The sequence below is a fragment of the Chitinophaga flava genome, from assembly GCF_003308995.1.
In the GTDB taxonomy this organism is placed as follows: domain Bacteria; phylum Bacteroidota; class Bacteroidia; order Chitinophagales; family Chitinophagaceae; genus Chitinophaga; species Chitinophaga flava.
In genome coordinates, this window is record NZ_QFFJ01000002.1 from 823913 (window position 1) to 848161 (window position 24249).

The 24249-nt window shown below is 46.9% G+C and carries 21 protein-coding genes and 3 tRNA genes; 14 read left to right on the forward strand and 10 right to left on the reverse strand.

All coding sequences use genetic code 11. The features are described from left to right. Window positions 1-188 precede the first annotated feature (188 nt). The 3 genes from DF182_RS19755 (at window position 189) to DF182_RS19765 (ending at window position 515) form a co-directional block, all read left to right on the forward strand. Window positions 189-264, forward strand: a tRNA-Gly gene (locus DF182_RS19755). A gap of 51 nt (window positions 265-315) precedes the next feature. Then, a tRNA-Gly gene (locus DF182_RS19760) sits at window positions 316-391 on the forward strand. A 51-nt stretch (window positions 392-442) separates the two neighbouring features. Continuing rightward, window positions 443-515, forward strand: a tRNA-Gly gene (locus DF182_RS19765). 382 nt (window positions 516-897) lie between these two features. Here DF182_RS19765 and DF182_RS19770 read toward each other — a convergent pair. Together DF182_RS19770 and DF182_RS19775 are read right to left on the reverse strand one after the other, a co-directional pair. Further along, window positions 898-2067, reverse strand: a complete 1170-nt coding sequence (locus DF182_RS19770) for a hypothetical protein (RefSeq protein ID WP_113617545.1) — start codon at window positions 2065-2067, stop codon at window positions 898-900. After that, the gene (locus DF182_RS19775; protein WP_113617546.1) at window positions 2064-3038 is read right to left on the reverse strand and encodes a DUF2157 domain-containing protein; all 975 of its coding nucleotides are present in this window, start codon (window positions 3036-3038) and stop codon (window positions 2064-2066) included. Before DF182_RS19775 ends, DF182_RS19770 begins: the two co-directional genes overlap by 4 nt. Before the next feature lie 88 nt (window positions 3039-3126). Between DF182_RS19775 and DF182_RS19780 the strand changes: the two genes are divergently transcribed. Together DF182_RS19780 and DF182_RS19785 are read left to right on the forward strand one after the other, a co-directional pair. After that, window positions 3127-3999 carry an SMP-30/gluconolactonase/LRE family protein gene (locus DF182_RS19780; RefSeq protein ID WP_113617547.1) on the forward strand — a complete coding sequence of 291 codons (873 nt, stop codon included), beginning with the start codon at window positions 3127-3129 and terminating at the stop codon, window positions 3997-3999. Window positions 4000-4182: 183 nt separating this feature from the next. Further along, window positions 4183-4476 carry a GNAT family N-acetyltransferase gene (locus DF182_RS19785; RefSeq protein WP_161964188.1) on the forward strand — a complete coding sequence of 98 codons (294 nt, stop codon included), beginning with the start codon at window positions 4183-4185 and terminating at the stop codon, window positions 4474-4476. A 124-nt stretch (window positions 4477-4600) separates the two neighbouring features. Here the strand turns inward: DF182_RS19785 and DF182_RS19790 are convergent, their stop codons facing one another. Further along, on the reverse strand, window positions 4601-5098 hold the full coding sequence (locus DF182_RS19790) for an OmpH family outer membrane protein (RefSeq protein ID WP_161964189.1): 498 nt from the start codon (window positions 5096-5098) through the stop codon (window positions 4601-4603). Window positions 5099-5375: 277 nt separating this feature from the next. Here DF182_RS19790 and DF182_RS19795 point away from each other — a divergent pair, with 277 nt between their 5' ends. From DF182_RS19795 to DF182_RS19810, 4 genes are all read left to right on the forward strand, one after another. After that, window positions 5376-5951, forward strand: a complete 576-nt coding sequence (locus tag DF182_RS19795; protein WP_113619649.1) for an RNA polymerase sigma-70 factor — start codon at window positions 5376-5378, stop codon at window positions 5949-5951. 10 nt (window positions 5952-5961) lie between these two features. Then, a complete protein-coding gene (locus tag DF182_RS19800) occupies window positions 5962-6939 on the forward strand; it encodes a FecR domain-containing protein (RefSeq protein WP_113617550.1) in 978 nt (325 codons plus the stop codon). 14 nt (window positions 6940-6953) lie between these two features. Continuing rightward, window positions 6954-8756, forward strand: coding sequence for an LA_2272 family surface repeat-containing protein (locus DF182_RS19805; protein ID WP_113617551.1), 1803 nt, complete (start codon window positions 6954-6956; stop codon window positions 8754-8756). Window positions 8757-8829: 73 nt separating this feature from the next. After that, window positions 8830-9966, forward strand: a complete 1137-nt coding sequence (locus DF182_RS19810; protein ID WP_147243485.1) for a hypothetical protein — start codon at window positions 8830-8832, stop codon at window positions 9964-9966. A 69-nt stretch (window positions 9967-10035) separates the two neighbouring features. On the opposite strand, the gene DF182_RS19815 is transcribed toward DF182_RS19810, so the two are convergent. Both DF182_RS19815 and DF182_RS19820 read right to left on the reverse strand, forming a co-directional pair. Then, window positions 10036-10923, reverse strand: coding sequence for a hypothetical protein (locus DF182_RS19815; RefSeq protein WP_113617553.1), 888 nt, complete (start codon window positions 10921-10923; stop codon window positions 10036-10038). A gap of 61 nt (window positions 10924-10984) precedes the next feature. Next, window positions 10985-11878 carry a helix-turn-helix transcriptional regulator gene (locus tag DF182_RS19820; RefSeq protein WP_147243486.1) on the reverse strand — a complete coding sequence of 298 codons (894 nt, stop codon included), beginning with the start codon at window positions 11876-11878 and terminating at the stop codon, window positions 10985-10987. A gap of 78 nt (window positions 11879-11956) precedes the next feature. Here DF182_RS19820 and DF182_RS19825 point away from each other — a divergent pair, with 78 nt between their 5' ends. From DF182_RS19825 to DF182_RS19835, 3 genes are all read left to right on the forward strand, one after another. Beyond that, window positions 11957-12364 carry a hypothetical protein gene (locus DF182_RS19825; protein WP_113617555.1) on the forward strand — a complete coding sequence of 136 codons (408 nt, stop codon included), beginning with the start codon at window positions 11957-11959 and terminating at the stop codon, window positions 12362-12364. Window positions 12365-12549: 185 nt separating this feature from the next. Continuing rightward, the gene (locus tag DF182_RS19830; protein WP_113617556.1) at window positions 12550-15087 is read left to right on the forward strand and encodes a phosphocholine-specific phospholipase C; all 2538 of its coding nucleotides are present in this window, start codon (window positions 12550-12552) and stop codon (window positions 15085-15087) included. Between the two features lie 218 nt (window positions 15088-15305). Next, window positions 15306-16886: a L,D-transpeptidase family protein gene (locus DF182_RS19835; RefSeq protein WP_113617557.1), complete on the forward strand. Its 1581-nt coding sequence runs from the start codon at window positions 15306-15308 to the stop codon at window positions 16884-16886. Here DF182_RS19835 and DF182_RS19840 read toward each other — a convergent pair. Next, on the reverse strand, window positions 16883-17641 hold the full coding sequence (locus DF182_RS19840; protein ID WP_245957499.1) for a murein L,D-transpeptidase catalytic domain family protein: 759 nt from the start codon (window positions 17639-17641) through the stop codon (window positions 16883-16885). The genes DF182_RS19835 and DF182_RS19840 overlap by 4 nt on opposite strands. Window positions 17642-17883: 242 nt before the next feature. Here DF182_RS19840 and DF182_RS19845 point away from each other — a divergent pair, with 242 nt between their 5' ends. Together DF182_RS19845 and DF182_RS19850 are read left to right on the forward strand one after the other, a co-directional pair. Further along, window positions 17884-19596, forward strand: a complete 1713-nt coding sequence (locus DF182_RS19845; protein ID WP_113617558.1) for a DUF885 family protein — start codon at window positions 17884-17886, stop codon at window positions 19594-19596. Between the two features lie 28 nt (window positions 19597-19624). Then, complete coding sequence (locus DF182_RS19850) at window positions 19625-20401, forward strand: DNA-formamidopyrimidine glycosylase family protein (RefSeq protein WP_113617559.1); 777 nt, start codon at window positions 19625-19627, stop codon at window positions 20399-20401. A 67-nt stretch (window positions 20402-20468) separates the two neighbouring features. Here the strand turns inward: DF182_RS19850 and DF182_RS19855 are convergent, their stop codons facing one another. The 4 genes from DF182_RS19855 to DF182_RS19870 form a co-directional block, all read right to left on the reverse strand. Beyond that, the gene (locus DF182_RS19855) at window positions 20469-21281 is read right to left on the reverse strand and encodes an SDR family NAD(P)-dependent oxidoreductase (RefSeq protein WP_113617560.1); all 813 of its coding nucleotides are present in this window, start codon (window positions 21279-21281) and stop codon (window positions 20469-20471) included. A 10-nt stretch (window positions 21282-21291) separates the two neighbouring features. Beyond that, window positions 21292-22185 (reverse strand): phytanoyl-CoA dioxygenase family protein, encoded by an 894-nt coding sequence (locus DF182_RS19860; RefSeq protein WP_113617561.1) that lies wholly within the window; start codon window positions 22183-22185, stop codon window positions 21292-21294. A 290-nt stretch (window positions 22186-22475) separates the two neighbouring features. Then, the gene (locus tag DF182_RS19865) at window positions 22476-23060 is read right to left on the reverse strand and encodes a nucleotidyltransferase family protein (RefSeq protein ID WP_113617562.1); all 585 of its coding nucleotides are present in this window, start codon (window positions 23058-23060) and stop codon (window positions 22476-22478) included. Further along, window positions 23060-24217, reverse strand: a complete 1158-nt coding sequence (locus tag DF182_RS19870; RefSeq protein ID WP_113617563.1) for an XdhC family protein — start codon at window positions 24215-24217, stop codon at window positions 23060-23062. The genes DF182_RS19865 and DF182_RS19870 overlap by 1 nt, the downstream gene beginning before the upstream one ends. Window positions 24218-24249: the final 32 nt, after the last annotated feature.

Genomic DNA, 24249 nt, shown 5'->3' on the forward strand with positions numbered 1-24249 from the left:
TGGGCGGCTGTGGTATTGTGTTTGAGCGTGTTGTGTACAATAGTGTGCAATAATTTTTTTAAAAAACGGGTGAAAAAAATTTTGTGTTTTCACTCTGTTTCCTATCTTTGCAACCCAATCAAAAACGATACAGGGTAAAACAACACGCTGGAATCGTTATCAGAAAGGGAAAAAGATCTTTATTATCAGCGGAAGTAGCTCATTTGGTAGAGCACGACCTTGCCAAGGTCGGGGTGGCCGGTTCGAGCCCGGTCTTCCGCTCCAGGCTGAAATGATCAATGATCGTTTTAGCAATTACAGTTCTTAGTCATTTTTGCGGAAGTAGCTCATTTGGTAGAGCACGACCTTGCCAAGGTCGGGGTGGCCGGTTCGAGCCCGGTCTTCCGCTCCAGGCTGAAATGATCAATGATCGTTTTAGCAATTACAGTTCTTAGTCATTTTTGCGGAAGTAGCTCATTTGGTAGAGCACGACCTTGCCAAGGTCGGGGTGGCCGGTTCGAGCCCGGTCTTCCGCTCAAAGCCTGATCCAACGATCAGGCTTTTTTTATGCCTTGTACTGAAGGTTTCTCCTCGATGGGCGTTGGATATGATACCCTTTCCTAACCACCTTTTTGTTTGTCAGATTGAAAAATAGAACCGGCCTGAGGCTGCGTTGTGTAGCATACAGCCGTATTTTCTCGTTTATCAGATTGTAATATAGATTAGCCTGAGGTGGGATTGTGTAGTATACATCTGCATTTTTCTTATTTATCAGATGGGATACAGACCTGTTTGGGGGTATTTTCTCGTATATGTTGACTAACCCGGAAGCCGCGTTATACCAGCTGTAGGGTAGCTGGAAGCCGCGTTGTGCAAGATGAAACAGCGTTACACAACGCGGCGTTAAGGAATGTTTTGCTAAAACTCGCCACTGGAGCCACCACCACCACCGGAGCCTCCGCCAAAGCCGTTCTGGGGAGGCTGGCTTTGGCCAGGTGTAAAGGTTTGAGCGATGATCAGCGATTCTATTCTCATACTGTCTGCCATGTTGGCTTCGTCGGCCTCTTTGTAGGTAAAGCCGTATTTAGGCGTATGGAGATATTTTATGAGTGCCCAGGCGCCGCCGGTGAGCATGATACCGGCCAATACCATGGCTATTTCCACCGGAGCGAGATGATGATAGTAGCGCACCGTGAATACAACGATAGAGACCAAAATAAGCCCGGTACGCAGCAGTACTGCATCTTTTTTCCGGATGCCGGAATAGAGATACAATAGTGGAATAGTCACTGTCAGTATCCAGAAAATCCATCCACCAGGAATGCCTTGCCCGGGAGGAAGTTGCAGGTCAAACATGGTGTTGCTGGTTTCACGTACTACATAGTAGTTGCCTGCCAGATACAGGGTGATTAGTGAAAGAATACGGAGGAGGGTCAGACTGTTCCGGTAATGCCGCAGGGCATGGCGTTTCATCTGTTTGGTCACAATCAGATAAATAACAAGGGAGACGCCCATGATCACAAAAGGCATGATCATTTTGCCGGTACTACCCAATTTCAGCACCTGTATGAAAATCAATGCCAGCAAGGAAATATAAGCACCTGTTGCAGATAACATGTCTGCAAAGCGGAGGGTGGCCAGTGTGGTGAGTAACAGCATCACCATCGCGATGGTGGTGGGACTGGGCATCGTAGAACTGAAATCAACGAGAAGACCGGTGCTGATTAAAGAGGTGGCCATCCATAACAGGGCTTCATTGATACCGGAATTGTAGCATTTTTTCTCACGAACAGCGAATTCGAGTATGCCATAACAGACGAGTCCACAGAATACCATACCACCGCGCAGTGCACCTTCGTTGTTGATACCGATAGTAAGCAATATAAATCCCATGCTGAAGTTGACGCAGATAACGGTGAGTATAAAGAGGCCGATCCGGATGATGGGATTGGGTGTATACAGATTGACCGGATGCGCCTGGCGGATTGTTTCCAGCGTTTCATTGCTGATACAGTGCTGACGGTGCGCTTTGGCCGCCTCTGTTTGTATGTCGAGATTGTCGAGCGTAGTGGAAGACCAGGCGATCATTGTTTGATTTTTTTGTTGAGATTGATTAACAGGAGGATGACAGCTATTGCTGAGCATACAGTATAAAACAGGGCCAGTATAAAGCCATCACCATTACGGATTGAAAAGAGTAATCTGAAGATCAGGATACTTAATCCGAAATACACATACAGTATTGCAAGCAATGCGAAGTAAAAGGAGCGGTCGCGGAAAGCCCAGGTGTAACAGCGGTATCCGGCGCCGGCTATCAGCAGGAACCATAACATATAGATAGGGCTGTCGAAGACGCACATGGCCGCAATGGCCGAGATGAAAAAGATATTAACCCCAAAGTTGTTGTACGTGAAGGCAAAATGGGCCTTGAAGTTTCTGCGGGCAGACAGTTCCGCCAGTAATATCAATGCCGCTCCCAATGCAATACCGGTGTAGATCAGCGTATGGTCGCTGAAATCATTTTTCGATAGTATCTGCATAGGTGTGATGGCAATACCAGCCCAGGCGGCCAGGTTGGTGATAGCCATAGACAGGATACCCAGATGATCAAAGTAGTAGGCTGTAAAAAACAACACCACCAGCGGAATGAAGGTAGCCAGGCCATAGGCGGTGCCAAATGCGGTGTACTGGAACTGCAGGTAACCGATGAAGGTAACGAAGGTGAGGCTGCCTAACAGCAACGCATAATCGTAGAATGTGTTGGGCGAGACTGTTTTTTCATGGGAAAACGGAGGGCGATGTTTGAAGCAGTATACATAGCTGCCGATACATACCAGTGCAATGAACAGTAGAATCACCTGGTGTCCGATAGTGTCTATGTTTTTGTAGATCAGGATGCCCAGGCCTCCACTGAGGAGTAATACGCCCAGATAGAGGATTGTTTTGATTTCCCAGTGCAGGGAAAAAAGCCGGTTGTTTTCTGCGGTGGTAATGCGTTGCATTTCCTCGTCGCTGATCAGTCCTTCTTTTTGGAGTTTGGATAAAGTGTTAATATTCATGTATGATAGTTACGAAGTACGAATTACGCTTATTTCTGCTTAAAACGCAATGTTTCCTTATTCATAATTTCTTTTCTATTTTGGAACTATGCAGATTTATCAATCAGAACTATTTTCCCAAGGGCCTTTTGAATTGGGGGAAGGCGCTTTCTGGTGGCCGGAGCGGTCATCCTGGTGTTGGGCGGACATCCTGGGACATTCCCTGTATATGATGGACAAAGAAGGACATCGCACAAAATATCATATAGGCGAGTACGTGAGTATGATGGTGCCGGTACAAGGCAGCCAGGAATTGTTGCTGGGCTTACAGGGCCGGGTGGTGCGTTTTTCGCCGGAGCAGGGGCTGGGCCGTACTTTGGCTGTCCTCGATGGTAATCCGGGTATCCGCTGTAATGATGGTAAATGTGATCCTGCAGGTCGTTTGTGGATAGGGACCATGCATCTGATCACGCAGAAAGACAACGGAGCGCTGTATTGTGTGGAGCGTAACCAACCGCCGCTGATCAAGATAGCGCAGGTAAGCATTTCCAATGGAATCGTTTGGTATGGTGATAAGATGTATTTTAATGATACTGCTACTGGCATGGTAAGGGAATATGCTTATGAGGTGAATTCGGGAGAGATCCGTTTTGTGAGGAATGCAGTGATAATACCCGGAGAGCTGGGTTGTCCGGATGGTATGACGATAGATGAGGAAGGTATGTTGTGGGTAGCACACTGGGGCGGTGGTGGCGTATATCGCTGGAATCCGGTCACTGGGGAGCTGCTGGGCAAGATTGAGGTGCCGGTATTACAGGTGTCTTCCTGTGTTTTTGGTGGCCCGGATATGCAGGAGATGCTAATTACTACCGCGCGGGAGCATATGACGGCTCAACAAATCGAGGCTTATCCATTGAGTGGGAGTGTGTTTCACGCAAGACTTCCTTTTAAAGGCCTGCCTGTCAATTATTTTAAATATTAATTATTTTTACATGTAAGTGTTCCACGGTTTTCTGCTACATTTTTAGTATCTTTGCGATTATGATTGAGCTTTCAAGGGTATTTTAATACCACACATGCTATCTTATTTCAACTTCCCTTATTGAGATACTTTCCCTTTAGTACGCTACGAGAACATCACAAGTGTAAAAACTAATGAATGATCATGAAGGATTTCAAAATTATTGACAACAAGGAGGCCAGGCAGTTTGAGGCGCATATTGCCGGACAGCTGGCCAAGGTTATTTATGAAAAAAATGGCAGCCGTATTTTCCTGACGGGCGCAGAAGTGCCGCCTACATTGGAAAAACAAGGTGTATTGCCGTTAATGCTGGGAAAAGTGATGGAGGAGATTTCTGCACAGAATATCCGTATGGTCCCTTCCAGCAAAAAAGTAGCGGAGTTTGTGCGTAGCAATCCGCAGTGGAAAACACTGCTGGCGCACGGTCTGCACATATAGTTTGAACGTTTTGATCTGGTGATGGATTATCCGGTTGTATGAAGATGCATACTTATCCTGAATGGCGAAAGGAGAGGTAGCAGTTGATATTACAGACAACCGGAAAAGCCCATCACCAGATTTTTTATTTCAGTCCCAGTTTGGCTTTTACAGGAGCCATCAGATCATCGGCATCCGAACCAATCAACACTTCATCTTTGGAATTATCGATTACCAGCGTGTAGCCTTTTTCGGTAGCTATCGCTTTCAGCGCCTTTTTAGCTTTGTCCATGATAGGAATCAGCAGCTGTTGATCTTTGGCGCCCAGTTTCTCCTCCATCCGCTGGCGGTAGTCCTGTATAGCGGCCTGCGCATCCTGCAATTCCTTCTCTTTCATCGCTTTAATCTGTTCGGTCCATTTAGCGCCCAGGCTGTCGTATTCCTGTAATTTGCGGGTATATTCCGCTACAAGATACTGACCATCCTTAGCCAACTCCTGCTGGTATTTCTGTAGGGTATCGGTGGCCTGTTTGGTTTCAGGCATGGCTGCGATCAGTTGCTGAAAATTGATGTACGCGGTCTTCTGCGAAAAAGCAGCAGTGCCCATAAACAGCAGTGCGACAGTGGTGTACCAAAATTTCATAATATTCTTTTGAACAATATTATGGAATAGTTGCATAAGATAATGTTAAATTGCATGTTCAAAGCGGCAAAACGCGCAAAAAAAAGAGACACAATAGCCGTCTGACAAGGGAAATTTGCGGAAACAAACGGAATCCAGGCACAGTGGGCCAGCTTTATTCTTTACTGGAAAATTTTATTCCTTCGCGTAGGGGTATCCTTTCCTAATGGTGTCGTTTAGAAAAGCATTTCAATTGGCAGAAGGAATTATCTTTGATTTAAGTTATCAAAACCTCAGCATGGAGTTGCAATATCCAGGTAATACCTCGTTACTGGAAAAAGAAGACACATTAACCTTTGAGCAGGCATTTAAAACTCATTTTAAAGGTCTGCATGCCTATGCCTGCACCATTTTGAAAGATGATGTAATGGCAGAAGAAATGGTTCAGAACGTATTCTGTAAACTGTGGGAGAAATCCGGAGAAATAAAGATCAAACAGTCCATCGCCGGATACCTCTACAGAGCAGTATATCATGAAAGCATCAATTATCTGCGACATCAGAAAGTTAAAGCCAACCACCAGGCGCATACACAGTATCAGATGAGCAACAACAGGGACACCGGCAATACCTCCGGTAAAGTTACCATGAGGGAACTGGAAGAAAAACTGGACAAAGCACTCCGCGAACTGCCGGAGAAATGCAGGACCGTATTTCAGTTGAGCCGTTTTGAGGAATTAAAATACCAGGAAATAGCAGACCGGCTGGACATCTCCATAAAAACAGTGGAAAATCAGATGGGAAAAGCATTACGGTTGCTCCGACTCAACCTGGTGGACTTCCTTCCCCTGTTACTTATATTGCTCCATCTCTAAACTTTTATCAGTGAATACAAACAAAGACCATATAAATGATGATCTCCTGGTAAAATATATGTTGGGCATCACCACCCCGGCAGAGCAGGAAGAGATAACAGCCTGGATAGCAGCAGATCCGGCCCACCAGCAGTATTATGAACATTTCCGGCTGATATGGGAACAAAGTAAAAAACTGGCCGCGGTAAGCACGGTAAATGAAGATGATGCCTGGCAACGTTTTCAGCAACGGGTAGGCGCCAGTGAACAACAGTCTGAAGCCCGCATCATCAAACCTAACTTCTCCTACTGGCGCCGTAACCTCAGCATTGCTGCCACACTCCTGGTATTGTTGGGAGCCACCGGTTTCTGGTATATGAAAACCCAACAGCAGCACGTGATATATGCCAACAACAGCGTAACACAGAACGTTCTGCCTGATGGTTCTCAGGTAACGCTCAACAAACAATCTTCCGTCTCCTATGCTGGCTCCTTTAACAAGGACAGACAGGTGAAACTGGAAGGAGAGGCTTTCTTCAATGTAGCCCAGGACCCCGGCCATCCTTTTGTGATCAGGGTAAACGATGTAACAGTAAAAGTATTGGGCACTTCCTTTAACATCAAAAGTGCCAATGGCAAAACAGAAGTGATTGTAGAATCCGGCTCTGTAGAAGTAAGCAAACACCAAAACAGCATACAGCTGCAGAAAAACGAAAAAGCCGTGGTGACCGATAATGACGCTGCTCCTGTAAAACAGCAGAACACCGATGATCTGTACAACTACTATCGTACAAAATCATTCGTATGCAACAATACACCGCTGTGGAAACTGGTGGCCATCCTCAACGAAGCCTACGGGGTGAATATCGTGATCGCCGATAACGACAAGCGTGAACAGCCCATCAGCGTGACTTTCAGCAACAGCTCACTCGATAGCACCCTTCAGATCATCGGTATTACCTATGGTATTACCATAGAGAAAAACGGGTCTAACATCACATTGAAATAACGCCACTATACAGTATGTTACTTAACAGAATATTTTTATCGATAGTATTGGCGTTTTTTCTTTCCGTGCAGGTACAGGCCCAGAGCCTGCTCAACAAAACCGTCACGGTAGAAGCCAGAAAACAGAAACTATCGGATGTGCTGAACATCATCTCCAAACAAGGGAATTTTTACTTTTCCTATATCAGTACCATCCTTCCGCAAGACAGCCTGGTCAGCATCTCTGCAAAAAATAAAACAGTCCGGCAAATACTCGATCAGTTGTTTGAAGGAGAGTATATGTATAAAGAGTCGGGCAACTATATCATTCTTTTCAAAAAAACATCGGGACAAACCTATTATCAGATAACGGGTGTCGTCACGGACACGAAGACAGGGCAGCGGGTACCCAATGCCAGCGTGTATGAACGACAGCAACTCATATCTACTTTAACAAACAACGACGGTTACTTCAGGCTGCGGTTACGGGACAAAAGTCCCACCGCAGCCATCAGCATTAGTAAGGAGCTGTATTCAGATACGTCTCTGCTGATTAATACCGGCCATGACCAGGAGTTGAGTATTACAATTTCACCGGCCAGTTATCAGTTGAAAACGGTGGAGGTCACCGGGCATATGCAGGTGGAAAGGACCTGGCTGGGCAAAATGATGTTATCTTCCCGTCAGAAGGTGCAGAGCCTTAACCTGGGCGCATTTCTGGCTGATAAGCCTTATCAGGCTTCACTGGCTCCGGGACTGGGCACCCATGGCAGAATGAGCGGACAGGTGATCAATAAGTTCTCCATCAATGTGATAGGTGGTTATACTGCTGGTGTAGACGGTTTTGAGCTGGGCACCGTGTTTAATATTGTGAAAGGTAATGTACAGTACGTACAGATCGCTGGTGTGACGAATATAGTGGGGGGGAAAACCAAAGGTGTACAGGTAGCCGGTATACACAACAATGTGCTTGACTCTATGAAAGGCGTACAGTTAGGAGGTGTCAGCAATGTAGTGGAAGGCAGTCTGCAAGGAGCACAGGTAAGCGGTGTTGTTGGGGAAGTAGGCGGTAATATGGACGGTGCGCAGGTGAATGGTGTGGTAGGTATTGTGAAAGGAAATACCCACGGTGTGCAAGTGGCCTCCATCGGCAGTTCTACCCACAAGGCATTGGAAGGCTGGCAGGTGAGCGGTGTCTATAACTACACCGCCCAGGACGTAAAAGGAGCACAGATTTCTACTGTCGGTAATATCAGCCATGGAACCGTGAGAGGGCTGCAACTGGGTACTGTCTTTAACTATGCCAGACATCTTAAAGGTGTACAGATAGGGCTGGTCAATATTGCCGATACCTCTTCCGGCTACAGCATAGGACTGGTGAACATCGTGAAACACGGTTATCATAAATTATCTGTTTACAGCAATGACCTGGTTAACTATAATGTTGCCTGGAAAACGGGATACAGAAAGTTCTACAGTATTTTGTTTGCAGGATTCAGTCCTGGCGATAAAAAAGTATTTACTGTCGGTTATGGCATAGGAAGAGAGATGAATTTTAATCAACATCTTTTTCTGACTGCAGAAGCAACCGGACAGACACTTTTTGTTGATGGTGGTGACTCACAGGTATATCGTTTACAACCATTACTGAACTATAGAATTACCCGTTGGCTCTCTGTATTTGCAGGACCATCACTGGCTTTCCATATTTATGATGATCTGTGGAAACCCAAAGAAGGTTATCTGTCTCAGATACCTGCAGCAGGTTATCCTTCCTTTAGGATTGCTGATGGAGCCACTGGATGGTTAGGATGGCAGGCTGGTATCAATATTTTCTGATTTTTAAAAAAATGGCATAGGGGTATCGGTTTATTGACGTGTCGTTATTCTATACGAATTAATATACACTGATATGAGAACAACGACCTTAGCCAGAATTATTATTTTATCCCTCATCGCCATTTCTAACCTTACCACAACAGTATTGGGACAATCTCCGTTGACAAGGCCCGCGCATGTGGGCCTGGTATATCCAATCAGTACCAATGGTAAGGATGCGCCTCTTTATACGAACCAGTTTTCGCTGCATATTATTGCCGGAGTATCCAAAGCAGAGACTGGTGCAGCGTTGGCCGGTATTTCAAACATTGTCAAAGAAAATGTTAGCGGTGCTGCGGTAGCCGGTTTCTCCAACCATATCGGCAATATCACCAAAGGAGCCAGTGTTGCGGGTTTTATGAATACCGTACATAACAAGGCCCAGGGTGTAATGGTAGCTGGTTTCATAAACTCAGCCAAAGAGTTGAAAGGCTATCAGGTATCCGGTTTTGCCAATTTTGCTACTAAAGGAGATACCAGTTCCGGACAGCTGGCAGGTTTCCTCAACAAAGGAGATACAGTGCAACTCAGTATTTCCGGATTTGGAAACATGCACCGCAATGCTAAAGTACAGCTCGCCGGTTTTATCAATACTAACGGCAATGCACATACGCAGGTGGCCGGTTTAATGAATGTGGCCAAAAAAGTAAAGGGTGTGCAGGTAGCGGCGTTTCTTAATATCGCCGACAGCAGCGATTATCCTATTGGTATCATCAACATTGTGAAGAAAGGTGAAAAACAGTTGAGCCTGAGTGTTGATGAAACTTCAACTACCATCCTGTCATTTAAATCCGGCGGCCGTGTGATGTATGGTATCATTGGCGTGGGTTATAATTTTAAAGATGCAGACACGCGATATGCCATTCAGGCGGGTATTGGAGCACATGTGTTTGAGCGGCCACGTTTCCGTATCAACGTAGAAGCTACTTCCACCGCACTTACTGATGTCAAGAAATGGGAATACCACAAACAAACACTGGCCATTCTTCCGGCCTGGCGCCTGGGTAGCAGGGTAGAAGTGTTTGCAGGCCCTACTTTCAATCATGTGAACACGAAAAATGGTATAGGAGAGGACTTGTCAGGATACTACCTCTGGTCTGGACACTATCGCAATAATAAATTCTGGGGTGACTATATTGGGGGAACAGCAGGTGTGCAGGTGAAACTGTAGTCCTGTTGATTCAGAAAGTTGCGAAAACAGCAAAGACGTATCATACATTACGTCTTTGCTGTTTTTTTATTAGTACTTCTTTGATAATGGTATCAGCAGTACATTGCCTTCCATCATGGCAGGTGTGATGATATTACCGTTGTTATCCAGCGTGAAGTCTGCCGGGCCTGCAATGAGTTCGTGGTTCAAGGTGGTGATCTCTTTGCTTTTCAGGTCCAGCTGGAGGATGACACCTTTCTTTTCGAAAGCAACCCAGTCGGATATCAGCAGCGCCGTTTTCTGGCGGTTTAATACGATGCCATCGTAATAACCGGTGCGGTTGGTGAGCGGCACAAATTTTTTATCGGCAGGTGTCAGGTCTATATAACCGATTTCTCCGTTGGGCTTGCCGGCAGCGCCGAAGCCGCAGGCATACAGCCGGTTTTGTTTGTTATCGTATATCACGCCATTGGCTCCTTTTACCGGGTTGGAGAAAACCAGCTCTTCATAGCGGGGAGACTTGCCCAGGTGAATGATAAATATTTTACTGATATCAGAAGCAGATACAAAGAGGGTAGAGTCGTCTTTGGCAGCCATATCGTTGAGCAGCACGGTACCGGTAGTGGCCATATCGAGTGTAAAGACCTGTTTGCCGTTGTTGAGATCGAAGCCTTTGATCTGGTCTACATCTGTTACATAGAAGATATTGTTCAGTACCCAGCTGCCTTTGGGGGCGTCCAGTCCGCTGGCAAACACGCTGATATTGCCCTGGCCATCCATTTTATAGATAAATCCGTCGCCATCTTTTTTGGAAGGATCTCCGCCGGTATCGCTGATGTAGTAGTTTTTACCACTGATATAAACACTTTCAGGGGCTTTCATCGGAGTGCGGTTGAGTTTAAACTGTTGTGCGAAACCTGCCGTAGCAGCTGTCAGCAAGGGGAACAGAAGGGCTACTGCCCTGTGGATTGTTTTCATGTATTTGTTTGTTTATGACAAAGGTAATAGGCATCGTTGCTGGCGTGATAACAGAAACCGCTCAGAAAATAGCACTTTTAGTCCGTTGGGTATTTTTAGGTGTATCACCAAAGCGGGCCTTATATTGTTTAATGAAATAGGAAGTGTTTTCAAATCCGCATTCATCGGCCACTTCATTTACATTTTTGGAAGTGTGTTGCAGCAGATACGCGGCGTGTTTCAGCTTTTCTTCGTTGATCCATTTTTTAGGTGGTGCGTTGTATAGTCTGGCAAACTCGCGTTTGAAGGCGGAGAGGCTTAGTCCGCATATTTTGGCGTATTCTTCCAGTGATAAGGGTTTGAGTAGATGTTCCCGTATGGTGAGTGTCAGGTTTTCGCTGCTGGTATCGAAGAGGTGATGGAGGAAAGCCAGTACCTGTGCACGATGCGGGCCTGCGAGCAACAACAGCAGTATCTCCCGGATTTTCAGTTCCAGTAGTTTGGGTGTGTTTGCATGCGGGTGCTGCATATAGTCGATGATGCTGTTGCGTATGTTGATCAGCTGATCATTACAGGGTAACACCATGGGGATATTCATACGCGCTTTTTTGATGTCATCCATTTCTTCCAGAAAAGCACGAAGGATATGATCATGTACGCAGAGCATCAATCCCTGAAAAGTACTCTCTTCAGTGAGGAAGGCAGACATGAAGTAAGTGCCTCTTTTAAGCATGATGAGATCGCCGGCATGTGCGATGATCTCTTCATCTGAAAGGTGAATATGTTTGCTGCCTGAAATGATGAATACCAGCGTGTTTTCAGTAAGAAACCCTTCTGCCTTGTCCTGATGCCTGAGCAGGCGGAACCAGGCCAGTGCACATTTTCCGGTGTGGCTGACTTGCATCTGAGGGTTGGGATGAAATTCCTGCGGTAAACGATACAACATATGAGAGCGATGTTGGATAATGGTTTTCACAAATATCAGCAATTCTTTATTTGTGATGAATAATATTTATGGCACCGTATTTGAATATCTTGGACAAACAGCTTCTTTATGAAAACATGGCTATACTTACCATTGTTACTGCTGGGTCTTGTTTTTTCCAGCTGTACCAAAACCACCAATGAGGTTATCCCCAACAATACGTTCCTTTTTGATGTTCAACCCAGCGGCTGGACATTGGATAATCAGGGGGTATATTTTGTGCAATTTAATATACCATCACTGGATCGTAATGCCAACCAGCTGGATGGTGTGATTGTATCGCTTGCACGTCAGCAGAATGGTAACTTTGAATTGTATGAGATGTTGCCTGAAGTTTTCAATAATGAAAACTACAACGTGATACATCAGACGGGTACGTTACTGGTAGAATTGCGTGGACCCAACAACACCAGGGCCAACGCACCGAATGTGCCGATGCGGTTTAAAATTGTAGTGATACCGTCCAATCAGCGTTAACAAGGGCTTACCATTTATTTCAACATAGAGGGCTTCTGCATTTTTGCGGAGGCCCTTTTTGCTGTGTTATTGTACCATTCTTCCATTGTTAATTGTGGCGTAACATACTTTTTGTTATTTTATGGCGCTTTAAGCATACCCACTGTTGGTGGGCATCATCAGCGAACAATAAAAAAAGTATTTACATGAATACCAGAAGAGACTTTATCAAAAAAGCAGCCCTGTTATCTGGTGCCGCCGGCGTAGCAGGGACCCTGCCGGGTTCCATCCAGCGGGCATTAGCCATAGATCCCCATCCCGGTACCACCTTTTATGATGCAGAACATGTTGTGATCCTGATGCAGGAAAACCGTTCATTTGACCACTGCTACGGTACCCTGAAAGGAGTAAGAGGATATAATGATCCCCGTGCCATCCGTTTGCCCAACAACAACCTGGTATGGCTGCAGACCAATGATAAAAACGAAACATACGCCCCTTTCCGGCTGAATATAAAAGATACCAAAGCTACCTGGATGAGCAGTCTGCCGCATTCCTGGAGTAATCAGGTTGATGCCCGCAACAATGGAAAGTATGATAAATGGTTGCAGGTAAAAGCCTCCGGCAATAAAGACTGGGCACCCATGCCACTCACACTGGGATATTATAACAGAGTAGATATCCCGTTTTATTATTCGCTGGCAGATGCTTTTACCGTATGTGACCAGAACTTCTGTTCTTCCCTCACCGGTACTACTCCTAACCGGCTTTACCTGTGGACCGGCACCCTGCGCGATGAACAGAAAGCAAGCGCCAAAGCCAATGTATGGAATGAAGATGTGGATTACGGCGCAGAAGCACATTGGACCACTTTCCCTGAAAGACTGGAAGACAATAACATCAGCTGGAAGATATACCAGAACGAAATCAGCGCCGCCGGCCTGGAAGGCGAAAAAGACGGCATGCTGGCCAACTTTACCGATAATCCGATCGAATGGTTCAGCGCCTTTAATGTACGTTTTGCCAAAGGACATATACAGTACCTGCAGCGTCGCATTGAACAGCTGCCTGCAGAGATAACCGCTGTGCAGGACAAACTCGCCAAAGAAACACCCGGTAGTGATAACGCCCGGAAGTTGCAACAGCAGCTGGACGAGAAAAAACAGGAACTGGAAAAGTGCAGGAAAGATGCCGTGACTTTTACCGATGCTAATTTTGCAAAGTTGCCGCAACGTGCGCAAAACCTCCACAACAAAGCATTTACTACCAACAGCAAAGACCCGGATTATCATGAACTGGAAACGCTGCGTTATAAAGATGGTGATGTTGAAAGGACCGTACAGGTACCTAAAGGCGATATCCTGCATCAGTTCCGCACAGATGTAAATAACGGTCAGTTGCCTACTGTATCCTGGCTGGTAGCACCGGGCGAATTCTCCGACCACCCTGGTTCTCCCTGGTATGGCGCCTGGTACGTATCTGAAGTACTGGACATCCTCACACAAAAAGAAGAAGTATGGAAGAAGACGATCTTCATCCTTTGTTATGATGAAAATGACGGTTACTTCGATCACGTACCGCCTTTTGTGGCTCCTTTCAAACCCGGTACAGGACTGGTGTCCAAAGGAATCGATACTGCGATGGAATATGTCTCCAGAGAGCAGGAAGCTGCCAAAGGTCATGTTGAAAAAGACTCCGTGCGTGAAAGTCCGATAGGGCTGGGATACCGTGTACCACTGGTGATCGCATCACCCTGGAGCCGCGGTGGTTATGTGAATTCACAGGTGTTTGACCATACTTCCATCATTCAGCTGATGGAAGATTTTCTGCAACACAAAACAGGCAAAAAAATTCAGGAAACCAATATTTCCGCATGGCGCCGTACCGTTTGCGGTGACCTGACTTCTGTATTCCGTCCGTTCAACGGCGAGAAGGTGAAAGTACCTTTCCAGGAAAGAAACGAGTTTATAGAAAGTGTGTATAATGCACGATTTAAGAAGCTGCCGGATGAATTTAAAAAGCTGACAGCCGCCGAAATAGAAAAGATCAATGCAAACCCTGCCAAGGCAGAATGGATGCCGCGTCAGGAGCCAGGTACCCGCGTTTCCTGTGCACTGCCTTATCAGCTGTATGTAAATGGCAAACTGGGCGCCGACCGCAAAAATTTTGAAATCAGCTTTGCTGCTTCCAACGAAGTATTTGGCAAAAAGGCTGCAGGATCTCCCTTCAATGTATATGCACCCGGCAAATACCTGCAGGCAGATACCCGGCAGATGGAACCTGTACGTACCTGGTCTTACGCCGTGACAGCAGGGGACCAGCTGAAAGACACCTGGCCGCTGCATGCCTTTGACAATAATCGTTATCACCTCTGCAGCTATGGCCCCAATGGCTTCTACCGCGAATTTGCCGGTGATGCCAATGATCCGCAGGTAGAAATCAGTTGTGAATACCAGCGCAGTCTGCGTAACCGCAAGAGCCTGACCGGCAATGTAGACCTGCATATCGTTAATCGCAGCAACAAAGCTATTACCCTTGTAGTAACCGACATGGCCTACGGTAAAGCCGCGATCCGGAAAACCATTGCTGCCAATACACAAGCAGTTATCATTGTGGACAACAGCAAGAGTCATCAGTGGTATGATTTCTCCGTAAAAGTGGAAGGTCATGGCCAGTTTGAGCAACGTTTTGCCGGCAGAGTGGAAACCGGGAATGAAAGCATCAGCGATCCGGCTATGGCTTAAATTAATCATAGAATTCCCAGGGCTAAAGCCCTGGGCTAAATTCGATTTAAGGTTGTTGATTATCAGGTCAGGGCTTAAGCTTAATGCTTTTAAGTTCTGACCTGATTCGTTGTAGCGCTATATGCACATTGTGTGACCTTGCAGCCACAAGCAAAATACCTATTTGTTCCCTGATGTCCTATTTCTGGCTCTGGTGCTTATTTTGATGGGATAAAAGTATGAGATACCTAATCCTGTTTGGCTTGTTGATGTACATCCTGGCAGGTTGCAGTTCACCCTCTGCCCCGGATGAGTCTAAAGAAAAAAAAGTGGTGGCCGCTGTTGTGATCACACCGAGAAACACAGCGATCACACAGAACAATGCCTATAACTACCTTTTCCTTGATAGTGCCGCCCTGGCAGATTTTATAGTCAAATACCAGCTGAATGATACTGTTGCCAACCAGATGCGGAGCTTTTATAACGCCCGTAATTATGAGTTTGCGTGGGTAGATAGTAGTGGGCTCACTGAAGAGGCAGCTGCTTTTCGCAGTCTGTTCAACTATAGTAAGGATACCAGTGGCGACAAGCCGCTGAATGCCAAGCTGGACCGTCTTCTGGAAGAAGATAGTATGCATGTGAAAGCTACCGACCCCGATATGATAAAAACAGAGCTGATGCTCACTTGGCGGCTGGTTCGTTATTTCAGAAAAATGGATGGTGATTTTTCGAAGCTCGAAAATATGGTGCCTATGCGCAAGTATGGGATCATGGAAATGACTGATTCTATGCTGCAGGCTGATGACAAGCTGTATCCTGTCGTTGCAGCTATGAAGCCGGCGCTGCAGAAGTACCGTGATATCGTCAAAAAGGGTGGGTGGCCTATGGTGGACACGTCGAACAAACATCTGAAAAAAGGGCAGTCATCTCCCGAAATTATTGGTATCAAAAACCGGCTGGCCCTCACAGGAGAACTATCTCAAAATGACAGCACTAAGGAGTTTACGGAAGAACTGGAAACAGCAGTCAACCGCTTTCGTAACGAACACGGCTATACGGAAAACGGTATCATCAATGATACGGTGATTCATGCTATGAACATACCGGCAAAAGACCGTCTGCAGCAGCTGCTGATCAATATGCAGCGGATGAAATGGATGCCGGCATCTCCTGAAGGAAAACTAATCCTGGTGAATATTCCCGCTTTTATGCTGCATGTTACCAATAACGGTAACAAAGTGTTTGATATGCCTATTGTGGTGGGGAAGGAAGGGCATAGCACAACCATGTTTTATGGTCAGTTAAATCAGGTGGTGTTCAGCCCATACTGGAATATCCCCCGCAGTATTGTGCGTAAGGAAATATTACCTGCTATCAGCCGAAATCCTAATTATCTGGCGCGGAAGAACATGGAGGTAACCGGCCATGTAAACGGGCTGCCGGTGATCCGGCAACGGCCGGGGGCGAAGAATGCGCTGGGACGGGTAAAATTCCTGTTTCCCAACAGCTTTAATATCTACTTCCATGATACGCCGGAAAAACGGCTGTTTAGCCGCGATAACCGCGCCTATAGCCATGGCTGTATCCGTTTGAAAGACCCTGTGACAATGGCACGCTTCATTCTGGAAGACTCGCCCGAATGGACCGATGAAAAAATAGATGCCGCCATGAATGCCGGCAAACAAAGGTATGTGGCGGTGAAACATCCGGTACCGGTGATCATTACTTATTTCACCGCCTGGGTAGATGATGATGGCACACTGCACATGGTGCCCGACGTATATGGCCACGACGCTATCATGAAACAGAAAATGTTTTAACTGTTGATACTGTCTTTGGCCACCATCTGGCTGTGCATGGAATAATATTTATCCGGGCTGTAGAAAAAGAGAACGGTGCCGTTGCGGATGCGTTCAATCACTTTACGGTGAACGTTCTCCGGGATAGCAGGGCATCCAAGGCTGCGGCCGATATATCCCTGGCTTTTGATCAGGGCTTCGTTGACATAAGCGGCACTATGCATCACAATACCTCTGCTGAGGGCGTTGTCGTTGATGCCGGCTTCTTCTCCGATCAGGCGCAGTGAGTAGCCATGCTCACCATTATAGGTGTCGCCGGTTACATAAAATCCGAGGCTGCTTTTATAGCTGTTGCTTTTGTTGGAGAAAGCATTGGCTACCAGGGTACCGGAGTTCCGGCCATGGGATACCAGTGTATTAAACAGCAGGAGTTTATTTTTCATGTCAATCACGAACAGCCGCTTTTTGCTGGATGGCAGCGAAAAGTCGATGATGGAAAGGATGTCCGGATTTTTGATGCGTCCTTTTTCTTCCAGCTGGTCGTAACCTTGTATGGCATTTTCAAATGCTTCCCTGGAGAGTCCTGTAGTATCCAGCCGCATACTGTCGTAAAGGCTTTCTTCCTGCAATGAATCACTAACTGCCGGTATAAGGGTGCGTTGGGCGCTGGCAGGATTTTTTTCCGCAGAGGTAAGAGTGGTAATCAGGAATACAAAAAGACTAATTGTTACAATAAAAATTAACGGTTTAAAAAACTTCTTCACTTTCAAATTCACTTCCGTAAAATATTTAACAGTTAGAAATAAAAACAGACTAGAACGAAAATAACGATTATACGCCTGAAATAGTATCCCGGAAAGTTGTCTGTGATCGCTTGTCAGACCGATTTAACATTATGTTTACATAGGAGAAAAATGTTGATATGGACCAATTTTGGTGAAAAACCAGACAATATCAGCATAGTATTACATTTCCTGGTGAGTATCTTTAAAGTCAGTCCAAAAGCTGTTTTTGCGTTATGAAAAAACAATATTTGATCATTATCCCTTTTTTTCTCCTTTTTCTGCGCGCCAGTGCCGGCACAGGAGAGCCTGTTAAAGAGTTGATACAGCAGGTTTCGGCCGATGTGGAAGATCTGAACAAGGTATATATCTTCCGGTACAGTCCGGAGTATTTCGGACGTTTGCGCAACTATTACGGGCAAACCCTGGATAAGTTGAAAGCCTTGCCCTTTGCGTCGCTGACAACAGGAGAACAGGTGGATTATATCCTGCTGAAAAGGAAAGTAGCGCAGGAGCTCCGGCAAATTGATGAAAATGAAGTGCTGTATAAGAGCTTGCAGCCAGTGATCCCGTTTGCGCCCGCTATTATGACAATGCAAGTCAACCGCCGCCGGGGCGATAATCCCGACGTACCCCGGATAGTGGCTGCGCTGGCTACTGTACAGCAGCAGATTGGTAACGCCAGGATTGCGCTGCAACAGAAAAACACCCTCACACCCACTGCCGCCCGCAGAGCCGCCGATATTGTAAACGACCTGCGCAGCGGCCTCAAAAACGTATATACTTTTTATTATGGCTATGAACCGGCTTTTACGAAACAGGTAAAACAACCATATCAGCAAACGGATTCAGTGCTGGAACAATATGCCCGTTTCCTTGAAAAAGAACTGGCAGATAAAAGTGATAAAATGCTGGATGCCTCCGGTATCAAAGGCACACCTATCGGAAGGGAAGCACTGATCGCACAGCTTCAGTATGAAATGATTCCCTATTCTCCCGAAGAACTGGTGGAGATGGCCAACAAGGAATTTGCCTGGTGTGATGCAGAGATGCTGAAAGCTTCTGCAGCACTGGGTTTTGGCAAAGACTGGAAAAAAGCGCTGGAGAAAGTGAAAGAGAATCATGTGGCGCCTGGTAAACAGCCTGAACTAATACATCGGCTGGCGGACGAGGCTATCAGATTTGTGGAAGACAGCAACCTGGTAACGGTGCCGCCACTGGCCAAAGAAGTATGGCGTATGTTTATGCTCACCAAGGAACAGCAGCGTTTTGCACCTTTTTTCCTGGGCGGGGAATCCATTCTGGTAGCTTATCCTACCGAAGATATGGATGAAGCCACCAAAGCCATGAGCCTGCGTAGCAATAACTATGCTTTCGCCCATGCCACTGTGTTTCATGAACTGATACCCGGCCACAACCTGCAGGGTTTTATGAACAAACGCAACAAACCTTATCGCCGTATGTTCAGTACACCTTTCTCCGTAGAGGGGTGGGCGTTATACTGGGAGATGCTGTTATGGAATAAAAATTTTCACAGCACGCCTGAAGAGAAAGTGGGGGCGTTGTTCTGGCGCATGCACCGTTGCGCCCGCATTATCTTCTCCCTGAATTATCACCTGGGAAAATGGACACCACAACAATGTATTGATTTCCTGGTAGACCGGGTAGGACATGAACGTTTCAGCGCTACTTCCGAAGTACGCCGTTCGTTTGAAGGTGACTACGGACCTTTGTATCAGATTGCCTATATGATGGGTGGCCTGCAGCTGCGTGCCCTGCATCACGAACTGATCGATAGTGGTAAGATGACCGAACTGCAGTTGCACGATGCTTTCCTGCAGGAGAACGCTATTCCGATAGAGATGTTCCGTGCCATCATCACCAGGCAGGCCCTGACACCGGATTTCAAGACCCAATGGCGTTTTGCGGACCAGTTGTTGCAGCAATAAGGAATCATTATTTTTATAAAAAAAAGCCATGCCTGAATTACCCGACCTGCAAGTATTTAGCCGCAATCTGGAGAAAGCCCTGCTGCATAAGGAACTGGAGTCCATTGATGTGTTTGTAAAAAAGAAACTGCATAACACAGAACAGGAATTGAAATCAGCCCTCGAGGGGCAGCGGCTGGAAGCCATACAGCGTGTAGGGAAAGAGCTGCATTTTACATTTAAAAACAAACATGTGCTGGGCATGCATTTGATGCTGCACGGCAAACTTTATTTGTTTAAGGACCAGAACGAGCAGAAGTACACCATCTGCACCTTGTTGTTTAAAGGTGGTACCGGGCTGGCACTGACGGACTTTCAGGGACAGGCCGCGCTCACACTGGACCCTGCTCCTAAAGAAGCTCCCGATGCTTTGTCTGATGAGATGACGCTTTCCTGGCTGAAGGCGGCACTGGCTAAAAAGAGGACGGCCATTAAAAAATTTCTGGTAGATCAGCATAATATGCTGGGCATTGGTAATGCTTATGCAGATGATATTCTGTGGGAGGCGCGTATATCTCCGTTTTCTGTATGCAACAAAATTCCGGAGCCGGCCGTGAAAGCCTTACACAAGGCCATCGGCAAAGTGCTGAAAGATGCAGAGACGAAGATATTAAAACATCATCCTGATATTATTCAGGGCGAAGTACGTGACTATATGCTGGTGCATCATGCCAAGCTGGAAGAAAGCCCTGGTGGTGCTGTTATACACCATGTTGCTTCGGGTGGAAAGACCTACTACACTGACGAACAAGTGGAATACAAATAAATAAGTAAATAAATAGAACAGCGGCCCTAAACAAGGCCGCTGTTTTTCCCCTGTTATTGCATGTCCTCTAACCCGGTGTGACAGCGACGACCGGCGTTTTCTCGCGCGGCTCGTAGATATTCCCCGCAATTTTTTCTACTAGTGATTTAGGGAAGAATTTGGGCAGAAACGCATTTAATTTATTGATGAACCCCGGGACGATTTCTGCTTTTCCTCTAAACAGCCCATTGATGGCTGTTCTGGCCACACTTTCTGGTGTCATGTTAAAACGGTCTGCTAATTTGCGGGTGCTGTCACCCATGCGGGCACGATTCACAAAATCGGTGTCTGTGCTGCCGGGACTGAGTGCGCTCACGGAGATGGGCGAGTGTCGCAGTTCGTAGCGCAGTCCTCTGGTAAATGACAAGGCAAACGCTTTGGTAGCAGCATAGATATTCAGATAGGGCACTGTCTGGTAGGCCGTTGTACTGGCAAGGTTGAGCAGATAAGCTTTTGGAAACCGGCGCAGCACCGGGATATAGGCATATGATAACCCTACCTGTGCTTTAATATTCACATCGATGATGTTGAACTGCTCTTCCAGGGAGATGTTTTCAAATGCGCCATTCAGGCCATATCCGGCATTGCTGACTACCACATTGAGCTGATCATGCCACTCACTTGTCCAGGTGGTTATTTTCTGTAATGCATCGGGGTGTGACAGGTCCTGATGGAGCGTGTGCACGTTGACGTGATACTGTGCAGCTATCGCTGCAGCGGTATCGTAGAGCGATGCTTCGTTGATATCGATCAGTAGCAGATGATAGTTTCTTTGCGCCAGTTCGGCTGCAATGGCTTTACCAATTCCTTTGGCTGCGCCGGTTACCAATGCGTAAGACATAGTATTGTATTTAAATGGATGAACTGTTGACTTCTGCCAGTTTGCCGGTAGTCCCTTTGGTGGCGGCCCATTGCGGTTTGCCACCGTAAAGGTGTTGTTTCAGTTGAGCCAGTTTGTGATAAAAAGGAGTAGGCGATTGTGCCGTTTTAGGTTGATAGGCACCCGTGATGACCGGAATGTACATCACTCTTCTCCGGCTTTTTTCGCCGATATAAGGTGATTGTTGTACGCGGTGCCATAACCGGCCATCATGTACGGTGAGGTCACCGGCTTCAATGTCGAAGCCTGTTTCCCGTTTGTCGGGAGTATGGTCTATGAAGTATTTTTTTCTGAACAGCAGCCGGAGAATGTTTTGGTGATGTGTGCCGGCGAGCACGCGGAGGCCGCCGTTTTCCAGCGGACAGTCATCAAGATGGATGCCTACATTGAGCATAGGCATGATCCTGGTGCCCAGGAACAGATCACGTGGGCTGTCGGTATGCCAGCCCAGTTGTCTGAACTGGCTGTCGTCGGTGTTAACGTAGTGGTTGATCACCAGTCCGTCTTTTTCATTTTCTCCGATGCGACCATCATAAGGAGCCAGGAGTTGCGTGAGCAACAGCAGGCGCTCATCTTTCAATATTTCCCGCAGGGTATTACTATAATGGGAGGCAAAGGCAATTCGTTGTATTAATGGTGTTCCGTCTGTATCCGTTCCAAACTTTAAAGGAATACCATTCACCTTCTGTACATGGTTGCGCAAGAGGAAATCCTGTACCTCGCTCACTTCCCCTAATACCTGGGAGAGTGTTCCTCTGTCGAAAAAGTTTTTAAACTGGATGATACCATGTTGATGAAAATAGTTCAGTTGTGGCGCTGTGAGCGTTTTCCCCAGTTGGAAAACGGGTTGGTTGTTCGTAGTCATGACGAGCAGTTTTGTGGGCAGTTTAAAAATGGTGGTTGATGAGTGCTAAGGTGTGCGGAAATTGGTGGGGTGACCGCAGCAGAAGAGTGGGAGATTAACAACAACAGGAGCAGGCCGCTGTATGGCTGGCAGTAAAGAAGCCGTGTTGGCGCAGGTTTAGATCTTGAAGACGACTTTCCATAATTATATGTTTTATTAGTCTACTAATTCTGTAGACAAATATAGGGGAAAAGATTTGATAAACGACCAGCATAGGAGATGAATTTTTTTGTTCATTGAAAATGATGGATTTACAGCAGTTTGCGGAGATCGTCGGGGGTATCGATATCGATAATCCCATTGGGAAAGGGGATGGTTGTCACCTCATCCGGGTGCTGCAGGATAATTTTTTTAGCGCCTTCCTGCCCCGAAAGTGCCATCAGTTGCGGGAAATACTTTTTATGGAAGAGCACGGGAGTGCCGGTGGTATTGCCATAGGCACAGGCCGTGATGTTGTCATGTTGCTGCTGATGAGTTGAAATCAGATCGCGAAGCAGGTGACTGGTTATAAAGGGTTGGTCACAGAGTAGTAATAATGCATCACTCGCGTTATCGTATACACGTAACAGGTGTGACAGTCCGGTTTGTATGGTACTGCCCATACCAGTATACCAGTTTGTATTCACAATAATATCTGCGCCGCTACCGTCGATATCGGGGCGGATATTGTCTGCATAAGCACCCAGCACCACCACAACAGGTGCAGCATCTATAGAGAGCGCGGTATCAGTGATCCTTTGCAGGAGGCTTTGTTGCTGATAGATGACCTGTTGCTTCGGTGTTCCCAGGCGCTGTGAAGCGCCGGCGGCGAGGATAATGATACCAGTGTGCAGCATTACAGTTGTTTTTGAATGATATGCTGCAGGGAACGCTGATGGATATACGTATCGCTGTTACGGAGAGAGAGGCCGGTGGCGCCGGTCATCACCGTTTTGATTTCACTGATGATGGACAGGGCTATTTCTTCCGGTGTATCTGCACCTATATCGAGGCCGGTGGGGCCGTATATACGTTCCAGTTGTTCCTGGGTGATATGGGCACCGGTGTCTTTTATTTCATCGAGCATGCGCTGCAGCTTTCTGGCCGGTCCCAGGATGCCCGTGTAGGGCAGGCAGTGGGGAAGCAAAGCTGTGAGTAGGGCAATATCATAATTGTAATTGTGGGTCATCAGCACAACGGCAGTATGTTCATCGGGTTGTATATGATCCAGTACATTGGCTGGTTTGGCAACAATCACCTGGTTGGCTTCCGGGAAACGCTGCGGCTGCGCATAGGCCGGGCGGCCATCTACAACGATGGTTTGCCAGCCCAGTGTGGAGGCTATTTTCACGACGGGCATCACATCATTGCCAGCGCCGGCGATGAGCAGCTGCAGTGCAGGCGGATGCCAGGCGATGAGCGCTGAAATCTGTTCCGTACCGGAATGATAGTTTTTAATAGCAGACCGTCTGTTGGTAAATGCTTCGCAAACGTCTGGCAGTACTGCTTTCCGCAGTGTATCATCGTTGAGATGTACCTGCCGTTCTCCGTTGTTGGTGACCAGTATACAGGTGCCAGGTTGGGGAGCGTTGCGCTGCTGCATATTAAACAGTGTAACCATCACCGTAGTTTCCCGGGTGCCGGTGTATTGTTGCAATAACGTCAACGGATTGAAGGCACAGTGCGGGCCCAACGGCTCCAGCAGTATATGTATGATGCCGTTGCAACCCAGGCCTACACCAATGGTAGCATCATCTTCATCTGTGGTATCGTAGGTAACGAGCATGGGCTGTTGTTGCAGCATGGCCAGCTGTGCTTTTCTAAGGGCATCGCCTTCCAGGCATCCACCGCTGATGGCGCCGGTGAGTGCGCCGTTTTCGGTTATCAGCATACGGGCGCCGGGTTGCCGGTAGGCAGAGCCGTCTACATGTACTACAGTGGCCAGGGCACAGTGAATGCCCTGCTCCTGGGCGGTATGATAGGCCTTCACAATATCTTCCAGTTCTTTCTGCATGGTCGTATATGGGTTTGCCGGTAGTGATACCA

Bases quoted from the DNA above. Each gene is read 5' to 3' on its own strand.
- DF182_RS19850 (WP_113617559.1), top strand. From the start codon at position 19,625: ATGCCTGAATTACCCGACCTGCAAGTATTTAGCCGCAATCTGGAGAAA.
- DF182_RS19865 (WP_113617562.1), bottom strand. From the start codon at position 23,060: ATGCTGCACACTGGTATCATTATCCTCGCCGCCGGCGCTTCACAGCGC.
- DF182_RS19860 (WP_113617561.1), bottom strand. From the start codon at position 22,185: ATGACTACGAACAACCAACCCGTTTTCCAACTGGGGAAAACGCTCACA.
- DF182_RS19780 (WP_113617547.1), top strand. From the start codon at position 3,127: ATGCAGATTTATCAATCAGAACTATTTTCCCAAGGGCCTTTTGAATTG.
- DF182_RS19835 (WP_113617557.1), top strand. From the start codon at position 15,306: ATGAGATACCTAATCCTGTTTGGCTTGTTGATGTACATCCTGGCAGGT.
- DF182_RS19845 (WP_113617558.1), top strand. From the start codon at position 17,884: ATGAAAAAACAATATTTGATCATTATCCCTTTTTTTCTCCTTTTTCTG.
- DF182_RS19825 (WP_113617555.1), top strand. From the start codon at position 11,957: ATGAAAACATGGCTATACTTACCATTGTTACTGCTGGGTCTTGTTTTT.
- DF182_RS19775 (WP_113617546.1), bottom strand. From the start codon at position 3,038: ATGAATATTAACACTTTATCCAAACTCCAAAAAGAAGGACTGATCAGC.
- DF182_RS19805 (WP_113617551.1), top strand. From the start codon at position 6,954: ATGTTACTTAACAGAATATTTTTATCGATAGTATTGGCGTTTTTTCTT.
- DF182_RS19790 (WP_161964189.1), bottom strand. From the start codon at position 5,098: ATGAAATTTTGGTACACCACTGTCGCACTGCTGTTTATGGGCACTGCT.
- DF182_RS19785 (WP_161964188.1), top strand. From the start codon at position 4,183: ATGAAGGATTTCAAAATTATTGACAACAAGGAGGCCAGGCAGTTTGAG.
- DF182_RS19830 (WP_113617556.1), top strand. From the start codon at position 12,550: ATGAATACCAGAAGAGACTTTATCAAAAAAGCAGCCCTGTTATCTGGT.
- DF182_RS19770 (WP_113617545.1), bottom strand. From the start codon at position 2,067: ATGATCGCCTGGTCTTCCACTACGCTCGACAATCTCGACATACAAACA.
- DF182_RS19870 (WP_113617563.1), bottom strand. From the start codon at position 24,217: ATGCAGAAAGAACTGGAAGATATTGTGAAGGCCTATCATACCGCCCAG.
- DF182_RS19855 (WP_113617560.1), bottom strand. From the start codon at position 21,281: ATGTCTTACGCATTGGTAACCGGCGCAGCCAAAGGAATTGGTAAAGCC.
- DF182_RS19795 (WP_113619649.1), top strand. From the start codon at position 5,376: ATGGAGTTGCAATATCCAGGTAATACCTCGTTACTGGAAAAAGAAGAC.
- DF182_RS19815 (WP_113617553.1), bottom strand. From the start codon at position 10,923: ATGAAAACAATCCACAGGGCAGTAGCCCTTCTGTTCCCCTTGCTGACA.
- DF182_RS19810 (WP_147243485.1), top strand. From the start codon at position 8,830: ATGAGAACAACGACCTTAGCCAGAATTATTATTTTATCCCTCATCGCC.